The sequence below is a fragment of the Streptomyces sp. MI02-7b genome (genome assembly GCF_033793585.1).
Classification (GTDB): domain Bacteria; phylum Actinomycetota; class Actinomycetes; order Streptomycetales; family Streptomycetaceae; genus Actinacidiphila.
Map to the genome: position 1 here is coordinate 129,012 of NZ_JARAWX010000023.1, position 8,621 is coordinate 137,632.

Here is an 8,621-nt window from a genome sequence, read left to right on the forward strand (position 1 = left end):
CCGAACGGCTCGCCCGAGCCCCGTACCTTGGTGGGGTGTACCGGTTCCTGCTGACCCCGCGCTGGCTGGGCGGGCTCCTCTTCGTGGTGTGCGCCGTGGCGTTCTGCACCTTCATGGGCAGCTGGCAGCTGGGCCGCTTCGAGGACCGCGTGCAGACGCACCGCGCCGCGCAGGACGCGCCGTCGCGGGACGCCAGGACAGCCGCGGTGCCGCTCGCGGAACTGCTGCCCACGGTCCGCTCGGTGGTCACCGCGGAGACCTCCGGCCGGACCGTCACCGCCACCGGCCGCTACGACGGCGCCCACCAGTTCCTCGTGCCGGGCCGCGAACTCGACGGCCGCACCGGCTACTACGTGCTGACCCCGCTACGGGTGACCGGCGGCCAGGCGCTGCCCGTCGTCCGCGGCTGGCTGCCCGGGGACGCGTCCAAGGCATCGCCCGCGGCGGTCCCGGCCGCCCCGTCCGATGAGGTCACCGTCTCCGGCGCCCTCCAGGCCCCGGAGACCGACAGCACCGACGGCGTCGTCACCCGCGGCGGGCTCCCGGCCGGTCAGCTCGGGATGATCAGCGCCGCCTCACTGGTCAACCTCGTCCCGTACCCGGTGTACGGCGCGTGGATCACGCAGACCGAGGGCGTCCCTGCGCCCCTGACGGCCGTGCCGCCCGCCGCGCCCGCCGGTACCGGCCTGGACCTCAAGGCCTTCCAGAACCTCGGCTACACCGGCGAGTGGTTCGTCTTCGCGGGCTTCGTGCTCTTCATGTACGTACGCCTGCTGCGCCGCGAGGCCGAGACACGGCGGGACGCCGCGCTCGGCCTCGTGGAGCAGGCACCCGAGGCACCCGCGGCGGCCTCAGCCGCCCAGGTGCCGGCGGACGAAGTCCAGCTCCAGCCGTAGCTGCTTGATCCGCTCGTCGACCACGAGCGAGCCGTGCCCGGCGTCGTAGCGGTAGACCTCGTGCGCCTTGCCCAGGCCCTCCAGCCGCTCGACGTAGTTGTCGATCTGCCGGATCGGGCAGCGCGGGTCGTTCAGGCCCGCCGAGATGTAGACCGGCGCCTTGACCTGGCCGACGTAGGTGATCGGCGAGGACGCCTCGTAGCGCTCCGGCACCTCCTCGGGGGAGCCGCCGAACAGCGTGCGGTCCAGAGCCTTGAGGGCCTCCATCTCGTCCTCGTACGCGGCCACGTAGTCGGCGACCGGCACGGCCGCCAGGCCCGCCGTCCACAGCCCGGGCTGCGTGCCCATGCCCAGCAGCGTCAGGAAGCCGCCCCAGGAACCGCCGGAGAGCACGACACGCGCCGGGTCCGCGAAACCGGACTCCACGGCCCACTCCCGCACCGCCGCGATGTCCTCCAGCTCGATCAGGCCGACGCGGTGCTTGAGCGCGTCCGTCCACTCCCGGCCGTAGCCGGTCGAGCCGCGGTAGTTGATCCGCACGACCGCGTAGCCGTGGTCCAGCCAGGCCGCCGGACCCGCGGCGAAGGCGTCCGAGTCGTGCCAGGCCGGGCCGCCGTGGATCTCGAAGACGGTCGGGAACGGTCCCTGTCCGGTCGCCGGGCGCTGCACGAGCGCGTGCACCCGTCCGCCGGGACCCTCGACCCACACGTCCTCCACCGGCACCGACCCCGGGGCCCGGAAGCCGGGGGCCTCCAGCACCACCGCGCCGGTCGTCGACCGCACCTCGGACGGCGACTGCGCGGACGACCACAGGAACTCCACCGTGCCGTCCGGGCGCGCCGTCGCCCCGCTTACCGAGCCCGCCGGGGTCTCCAGCCGGGTCAGCTCGCCGCTCTCCAGCCCGTAGCGGAAGATCTCGCTGCGGGCCTGGTACGAGTGCACCACCAGCAGCGCGGAACCGTCCGGGTACCACTCGGCTGCCACGTCGCCCGGCAGGTCGATCGCCAGCGGCGTCTGGGTGCCCGCCGCCACGTCCCAGAGCATCGGCTCCCAGCGGCCGCGCCGCTGGTGCGCCACCAGCAGGCGGGTGTCGCCCGGCACGGGCGCGAAGCCCAGGCACTCCAGGCCCAGTTCCCTGGTGCCGCCCTCGCTGTCGTCCAGCTCCGCCACGGTGGACCCGTCGGTGCGCACGACGCGCAGCGCCGAGTGCATCGCGTCCCCGTGCTCGGTGTGCTCGATCACCACGAGGGTGCCGTCCTCCGACAGCGCGCCGACCCCGCCCGACTCCTCGTGGCGGTAGATCTCCACCGGCTCGGCCCCGGGGCGCGCCACGTGGACGGTCGTGCCCTCCTCGTCGGTGGAGCGGCCCACCACCGCGAGGCCGTCCCGGCCGAGGGCGAGCCCCGCCGGGTACGAAGGCTCCAGCCCCGGCGCGGCGGTCTCGTCGGTGCCGCCCTCGAAGGGCTGGCGCATCCACACCCCGAACTCGTCGCCGTCCTTGTCGGCGAACCACCACACCCAGGCGCCGTCCGGCGTCAGGGTCCCGTCCGACGTCCCGTTCGGCCGGTCGGTGACCTGCCGCTGCGCCCCGGTCGTCCGGTCCCACGCGTACAACTCGTACGTGCCTGTCGCATTCGACACGAAGAGGCTGCGGTGGGGTGCGTCCTCAGCCCACTCCGGCAGTCCGACGCGCGGCGCCCGGAAGCGCTTCTCCCAATCCGGCATACCAGCCATGACGTCGCTCATGACCCCATCCAACCGGATGCGGGACCGCGGCGGACCGTGGGCGTCGTCACCTCTCGGTCACAGACCGGTTTTTCCCCGTGCCTCCGGGTGTGTGGCGTGCCCCCGGGGACCGGGGCGGGTCTACAGACTGAGCACGATCGCGGATCCGACGCCGGCCAGGCCCAGCGCGATGCCGGCCTCCTCCCAGCCGCCCTTCCCCCAGGGGAACGGCCGGTCGAGGGAGAGCCGGCCGGGGCCGATGGCGGCGACGGCGAGGGCGACGGCCGCGATGCACATCGTGTACTCCAGGCCGCCGTTCATGGCCCACAGGCCGTGCGCCGCCGTGACGGTCACCATGGCGTTGATCATCACGGCGATCAGGGCGGCCGCAGCGAGGGGTGTGAACAGCCCGAGCGCGAGGCCCAGACCGCCGAGGAACTCCGAGAGGCCGCCGAGGACGGCGTAGAAGGTGCCGGGGTGGTAGCCCAGCGCCTCGAACCCCTTGCCCGTCGCGGTGAGGCCGTTGCCTCCGAAGATCCCGAAGAGCTTCTGGCAACCGTGCCCCGCCATCACCAGGCCGACGGTGATCCGCAGGAGCAGCAGCCCGCAGTCGGCGGCGGTCACCGCATGCGACGGCGGGGCGTGGGCGCCGGGGTCGGGAGTGGTACGCAGGCGTTCGGCGATGTGCATCATGGAGGGCTCTCTTCCGTACCGGGTGCCGGGCGGAACCGGACGCCGCTCGGAGAACCGGCAGAGAGGTTTGTCAGTACATGCACGCTGATGCGTGAATTGTTCTACCGCTCAATCATTACTCCTGACCCGGCGGAACGGACCCGCGCCGGGTCGCGGGAGCCGTGCCCCCGCCCGGTAGCCGGCGATCTGCGGGGCAGGCCGTCGAAGAGCCCGTCGTCCGGCGCCGGTTCACACCCGGTGCACGGCCACACCGGCCGCGGTGATCGCCGCCGTTCCGTCCTCCGGGGCGTCGGTGTCGGTCACCACGGCGTGCAGCGCCGAGACCGGCGCGACGAAGGCGAGCGCCGTGCGGTGGAACTTCGCGCCCTCGGCCACGGCGACGACCCGCCGGGCGGAGGCGATCGCCGCCCGCTTCACCGCCGCGTCGTCCAGGTCGTACGCGGTCAGTCCCTCCGTCGCGCCGAGCCCGCAGCAGCCGATCACGGCGGTGTCGAAGCGCAGCGCGGACAGCGACGCCTCGGTCAGCGGCCCGGTCAGCGCCAGTTCCCCGGCCCGGGGCCGGCCGCCGGGCACCAGCAAGGTCAGCTCCGGCGCCCCGGCCAGCACGTTCACCGCGTGCAGGGACAGCGGCATCACGGTCAGCCGCCGGTGCCGCAGCACGCGGGCCACCTCCAGGCACGTGGTCCCGCTGTCCAGCACCACGGACTCGCCGTCCGCCACGAGCCCGGCGACCTCGGCGGCGATGCGCCGCTTGACGTCCAGCCCCTCCTGGCTGCGCAGCGCGAAGGGCGGCTCCTCGCCGCGCAGCAGCAGGCTCCGCGCCCCTCCGCGATAGCGCTCCAGCACACCCTGGTCGGCCAGGACCTCCAGGTCGCGGCGGATGGTCATCTCGGAGGCGCCGGTCAGCGCGGCCAGTTCCGTGACGCCGAGGCTGCCCGCCTCCCGTACGGCCTCGGTGATCCGCCGGAGCCGGTCTGTACTCACCATGAGAGAAGTGAACACCGGGATCGCTCAGGAATCAACCTTTCGCACATAAGGATTGTTCGTTATGTTCGAAGCATGGAGAGATCCCTGCGAGCCGGGCGGCTGGCCACCTTCGTCTACTTCACCCTGAACGGCTTCCTCATGGGGATGTGGATCGTCCACATCCCCGGCATCGAGCAGCGCGCGGGCATCGGCCACGCCGTGCTCGGCTGGCTGCTGCTCCTGCTCGGCGCGGGCGCCTTCGCCGGCATGCAGGTCGCCGGCCCGCTCACCGACCGCTTCGGGGCCCGCACCGTCGTCCCGCTCGGCGCGGCGCTGTGCAGCGCCGCCGTTCTGCTGCCCGGGCTGGCCACGGACGCCTGGACGCTGGGCGGCGCGCTGCTCCTGCTCGGGGTCGGCAACGGCTGCCTGGACGTCTCCATGAACGCCCACGCCGTGCAGGTCGAACGCGGCTACGGGCGGCCCGTGATGTCCGCGTTCCACGCCACCTTCTCCATCGGCGGTGTGCTGGCCTCCCTCACCGGCGCCCGCGCGCTCGACCGGGGCTGGAGCCCGGCCGCCACCCTGGGAACGGTCGCGGTCGCGGGTCTGGCCGTGGCCGCGGCGACGGCCCCGGCGCTGCTGCGACCCGACACGGCCCCGGCCCCTGCCTCGGCCTCGGCCCCGGCGGACAGCGCCCCGGTCGCACCCACCCGGCGCCGGACGCCGCAACGCATCTGGGTGCTGGCCGTACTCGCGTTCATGGTCATGCTCAGCGAGGGCGTCGCCAACGACTGGAGCGTGCTCCACCTGCGCGACGTGCTCGACGCCCCCGCCTCCACCGCCGCCCTCGCCTACGGTGCCTTCGCCACCGCCATGACCGCCGGCCGCTTCCTCACCGACCGCGTCGCCGCCCGCTTCGGCCCGGCCGCCGTCCTCCGCCACGGCGCCGCCGCGGCCGCCCTCGGCCTCACCACCGCGGCACTCTCCCCGTCGATCCCGCTCGCGCTGCTCGGCTGGACGGTGTTCGGCGCGGGGCTGTCAGGCTGCGTCCCGCAGTTGTTCAGCGCCGCGGGCCATGCCGACCAGGACGCCTCGGCCACCAACGTCTCCCGCGTCGCAGGCCTCGGCTACCTCGGCATGCTCGCCGGGCCGGCCGTCATCGGCCCGCTGACCCACTTGGTACCGCTCAACGTGACGCTCCTGCTCCCGGTGGCCTTCTGCGTCACCGCGGCCTGCGCCGCAGGCGTCCTGCGGCCCCGGCCGGCCGTCGCGGCCCGCACCCCGGAGGTGGAGCCGGTCTGACGGCCGGGCCGGGCGGGCGCCGGACGGATCAGGCCGGGGGCTCCAGGTCGTCGAACTCCACGACCTGCCGCACCTCGACCTCCACCTCGTCGAACAGCTCGGCGTACTGCCGGGCCAGTTCGACGGCCTCCGCCCGGTCCTTGGCATTGATCAGCCCGAAGCCCCCGATGACCTCCTTGGCCTCGGTGAAGGGCCCGTCGGTCACATGCGTCGCGCCGCCCCGGGGCTTGCGCACCAGCGCGCCCCTCTCGGAGGGATGGACACCCTCCGCCGTGATCAGGATGCCCTTCTCGGACCAGTCCTGGATGAACGCGCCCATCTTCTCCATGAACTCCTGGCTGGGGTTCCACGCCTCCGGCGCGCTCTCGTCGAGCCGGTGCATCATCAGAAAACGCATGATCGCTCCCTCGGTGTCCCGGGCTGGGATCCGGTCGCTCCCGGACACGCTGACCAGCCCGTCGTCCACGCGTCGAACGGCAGCGCGCGGAATCGACACGTGCCGCACATCAATTTTCCGGCGTCGTCATCGCGGCGTCGTCGGCGTCGGACGCGGGCATCTTTCCGGGGTTCCAGCCGACCGCGACCGCCCAGGTCACCCCGGGCCCCGCGGTCACCTTGACCTGGCCGGCGGTCCTCGTGCCCATCCCCTCGAAGGCGTTGAGGCTCCCGTCCGGCTGCTCGGAGCAGTGCTCCGTGCTGGTGCCGTACCGGCCGGCGTCCACCGTGAGCGTGCCCCAGCCCTCGCACTGCGTGCTGACCCAGACCGTCCCCCCGTGGGACGCGGGCAGGTCCGCCTCCCATCCGCCGGCTCGCCGCCCGCTCGAAGCCCACACCGTGGCATCACCCAGCGCCTGGGCGGGGTCCCGCCAGGCGGGACGCGCAGTCGCCACCGGCGCGGAACCGCGCGCCACCGGCCGCTCGGGAACGGCAGCCCGGTGCTCCTCCGTACACCCGCCCAGTGCCAGAAGAACCGCACCGGCGCACCCGAGCACCGTCCATCGCCTCGTGCCACGCGTCACAACGATCCCCCGTCATCCCGGTGCGGCCCCCGGCACCGGTCGCCCATGCTGGCACGTCCCCCCCCGCCCCTGCCGGTCGAATCGCGCACGCGAGCCGCCCTCGGACACGGGAGTTGCCTCCGCCCCGGCCGCTACGGAGCGCCTGATGCCAGAATTGCCGAGGAATCCCCGCTGGGCCAGCGATCGTTGGCCGCCACGCGGCGTAGCCGCGGATCGTCACACACGCAACTGGGCGGCCGCCCAGGGAACTTCGCGGTCATGACGCAGGCGGGTCCTGCGGATCGAGAGTCCACGTCATGGTGACGCGGTCTCCCTCGTACTCCACGCAGTCACCTGTCCGTGCGAGGGCGTCCATGGCCTCGTTGTGGAATCGCCGCTCGTCCTCCCTGCACGGGGCGCTGAAGAACGCGCGTTGCGCCTCGCCGAGGTCGCACCGCATGAGCTCCTTGGTCACGAGCACAGCGTCGATCCCATGGCAGTCGAGTTCCATCAGGCGCTCCTGCAAGAGATGCGGATCGTGACCCGGCTCCCAGAACGGGCGGACCCGCTCGGCCATCGCGGCGATACGCGCCAGGCGCGCGTCGTCCAGTCCCATGCGGCCCTCCCCTCCTGCGGCCGAACCGCTCGTGACCTGGGCGCACCGTCCGCGAGCGTCCGTGGTTGCACGCCTCGATGCGTGACCGTTGTAGCGCAGTCAGACACTCAGTCGGGTGGGTCAGCCCATACCCTCGTCCTGGATCAGCCACCGCCCCTGCTGCCGCACCAGGCGGTAGCCCCAGGCGTGGCGTCCGGGACCCATGGAGGGGTCGTCGGTCCACCAGTGCTGATGCAGGTCGAAGGTCACCTTGACCTCCACCTCGCTGCCCTCGTCGATCGGCGCAGATACGCCCAGGACCTGCAAGCCGGACGTATCCGCGAGCCAGGTCGCAGCCGTTGTTCGGTGATTCGAGGTCGACAACGCCCTCGCGGTGCCGCTGTCGTGCGCGTCCAACGCCCGCATGTAAGCGCCCACGACATCGCCCGGACTGGCACTCGCCGACGGCACGGGCACGTCGTACCTCGGTGTGCTCTCCCACCACCAACCTCCGCCCACCGCGACCGCGACGGCCGTCACTCCTGCCGCCATGAGCTTCCATCGTTTCGGCATGCTGCCTCTGCCCCTACCGGTTGGCCTCGCTCGTGTTGGCCGCTGCCCCCAACGGTCCAGTTACTCCCGCCGGGATGACGGCCGGCACCCTCGACCGGTTCCCGCAGCCACGCCGTTCCCCGCGAGTTCCACTATGGGCGGGGTCCCGCTGGAGGAGATCCCGCGCCTGGTCGGCCACTCCGGTACGGCCGTCACCTGAGGTCTACCGCGAGCAGATCCGACCGGTGATCCATACGGGGGCGGTCGTGAGGGACGGCATCTTCAAGCGCGACCCGAAGCCGTGGACACTCACCGGGACACTCGACAACGAGCAGGGCCGGTCTCCCCACTGGGGAAACCGGCTCTGACCTGTACTTCACGAAGTCGGGGTGGCGGGATTTGAACCCACGGCTTCTTCGTCCCGAAGCAATGGGGGTTGCGTCCTTGGAAGTGGTGTAGCGGGTTGGACCTGATCCGGGGGTTTGCTCCGGCGTCCGGGTTGGTGCCCGCATAGACAAACGGCCACCGGCTGATCTTCGAAGTGTCGAAGCCTCGAAGGAGATCAGCACGATGACCGCACCAGACAGTCTGCCCCTGCACGCCCTTGCCGAGGAGAACCTCGCAGCGGCGAGTCCCGACCTGTTGCGCGCGATGGTCAAGACGTTCGCCGACGCACTGATGTCCGCGGAGGCCGATGCCCTCTGCAACGCGGAATACGGGCAGGTCAGCGACGAACGCGTCAACCACCGCAACGGCTATCGCCCACGCGAGTGGGACACCAGGGCCGGCACCGTGGAGCTGGCCATTCCCAAGCTCCGCAGCGGCAGTTACTTCCCGCACTGGCTGCTCGAACGACGCCGCCGGGCCGAGCAGGCCCTCATCAGTGTGGTGGCC

Annotated in this window: 10 protein-coding genes and 1 pseudogene; 4 read left to right on the top strand and 7 right to left on the bottom strand. The window is 72.5% G+C overall.

The genetic code is table 11. From position 1 onward, the window contains the following. Positions 1-35: 35 nt before the first annotated feature. Positions 36-896, top strand: coding sequence for an SURF1 family protein (locus PV364_RS31405; protein ID WP_319663868.1), 861 nt, complete (start codon positions 36-38; stop codon positions 894-896). Here PV364_RS31405 and PV364_RS31410 read toward each other — a convergent pair. From PV364_RS31410 to PV364_RS31420, 3 genes are all read right to left on the bottom strand, one after another. Then, a complete protein-coding gene (locus PV364_RS31410; protein ID WP_319663869.1) occupies positions 852-2,642 on the bottom strand; it encodes a prolyl oligopeptidase family serine peptidase in 1,791 nt (596 codons plus the stop codon). The genes PV364_RS31405 and PV364_RS31410 overlap by 45 nt on opposite strands. A 120-nt stretch (positions 2,643-2,762) precedes the next feature. Next, entirely contained in the window at positions 2,763-3,314 is a 552-nt protein-coding gene (locus tag PV364_RS31415; RefSeq protein WP_319663870.1) for a DoxX family protein, read from the bottom strand. Positions 3,315-3,542: 228 nt separating this feature from the next. Next, positions 3,543-4,301, bottom strand: a complete 759-nt coding sequence (locus PV364_RS31420) for a DeoR/GlpR family DNA-binding transcription regulator (protein WP_319663871.1) — start codon at positions 4,299-4,301, stop codon at positions 3,543-3,545. Positions 4,302-4,373: 72 nt separating this feature from the next. Here PV364_RS31420 and PV364_RS31425 point away from each other — a divergent pair, with 72 nt between their 5' ends. After that, on the top strand, positions 4,374-5,582 hold the full coding sequence (locus PV364_RS31425) for an MFS transporter (RefSeq protein WP_319663872.1): 1,209 nt from the start codon (positions 4,374-4,376) through the stop codon (positions 5,580-5,582). A 28-nt stretch (positions 5,583-5,610) separates the two neighbouring features. Here PV364_RS31425 and PV364_RS31430 read toward each other — a convergent pair whose 3' ends face one another. From PV364_RS31430 to PV364_RS31445, 4 genes are all read right to left on the bottom strand, one after another. Next, entirely contained in the window at positions 5,611-5,979 is a 369-nt protein-coding gene (locus tag PV364_RS31430) for a YciI family protein (RefSeq protein ID WP_319663873.1), read from the bottom strand. A gap of 109 nt (positions 5,980-6,088) precedes the next feature. Beyond that, positions 6,089-6,472, bottom strand: a complete 384-nt coding sequence (locus PV364_RS31435; protein ID WP_319663874.1) for a hypothetical protein — start codon at positions 6,470-6,472, stop codon at positions 6,089-6,091. A gap of 385 nt (positions 6,473-6,857) precedes the next feature. After that, positions 6,858-7,196 carry a hypothetical protein gene (locus PV364_RS31440; RefSeq protein ID WP_319663875.1) on the bottom strand — a complete coding sequence of 113 codons (339 nt, stop codon included), beginning with the start codon at positions 7,194-7,196 and terminating at the stop codon, positions 6,858-6,860. 120 nt (positions 7,197-7,316) lie between these two features. Next, on the bottom strand, positions 7,317-7,727 hold the full coding sequence (locus PV364_RS31445) for a hypothetical protein (protein WP_319663876.1): 411 nt from the start codon (positions 7,725-7,727) through the stop codon (positions 7,317-7,319). A 160-nt stretch (positions 7,728-7,887) separates the two neighbouring features. On the opposite strand from PV364_RS31445, the pseudogene PV364_RS31450 reads away from it, so the two are divergent. Beyond that, positions 7,888-8,095: pseudogene (locus PV364_RS31450) on the top strand (hypothetical protein); the annotation flags it as partial. A 202-nt stretch (positions 8,096-8,297) separates the two neighbouring features. After that, a partial coding sequence (locus PV364_RS31455) for a transposase (protein ID WP_319663877.1) occupies positions 8,298-8,621 on the top strand: 324 nt, incomplete at its 3' end.

Coding starts and splice junctions, on each gene's coding strand:
- PV364_RS31410 (WP_319663869.1), bottom strand. CDS start 2,642: ATGAGCGACGTCATGGCTGGTATGCCGGATTGGGAGAAGCGCTTCCGG.
- PV364_RS31415 (WP_319663870.1), bottom strand. CDS start 3,314: ATGATGCACATCGCCGAACGCCTGCGTACCACTCCCGACCCCGGCGCC.
- PV364_RS31420 (WP_319663871.1), bottom strand. CDS start 4,301: ATGGTGAGTACAGACCGGCTCCGGCGGATCACCGAGGCCGTACGGGAG.
- PV364_RS31425 (WP_319663872.1), top strand. CDS start 4,374: ATGGAGAGATCCCTGCGAGCCGGGCGGCTGGCCACCTTCGTCTACTTC.
- PV364_RS31430 (WP_319663873.1), bottom strand. CDS start 5,979: ATGCGTTTTCTGATGATGCACCGGCTCGACGAGAGCGCGCCGGAGGCG.
- PV364_RS31440 (WP_319663875.1), bottom strand. CDS start 7,196: ATGGGACTGGACGACGCGCGCCTGGCGCGTATCGCCGCGATGGCCGAG.
- PV364_RS31445 (WP_319663876.1), bottom strand. CDS start 7,727: ATGGCGGCAGGAGTGACGGCCGTCGCGGTCGCGGTGGGCGGAGGTTGG.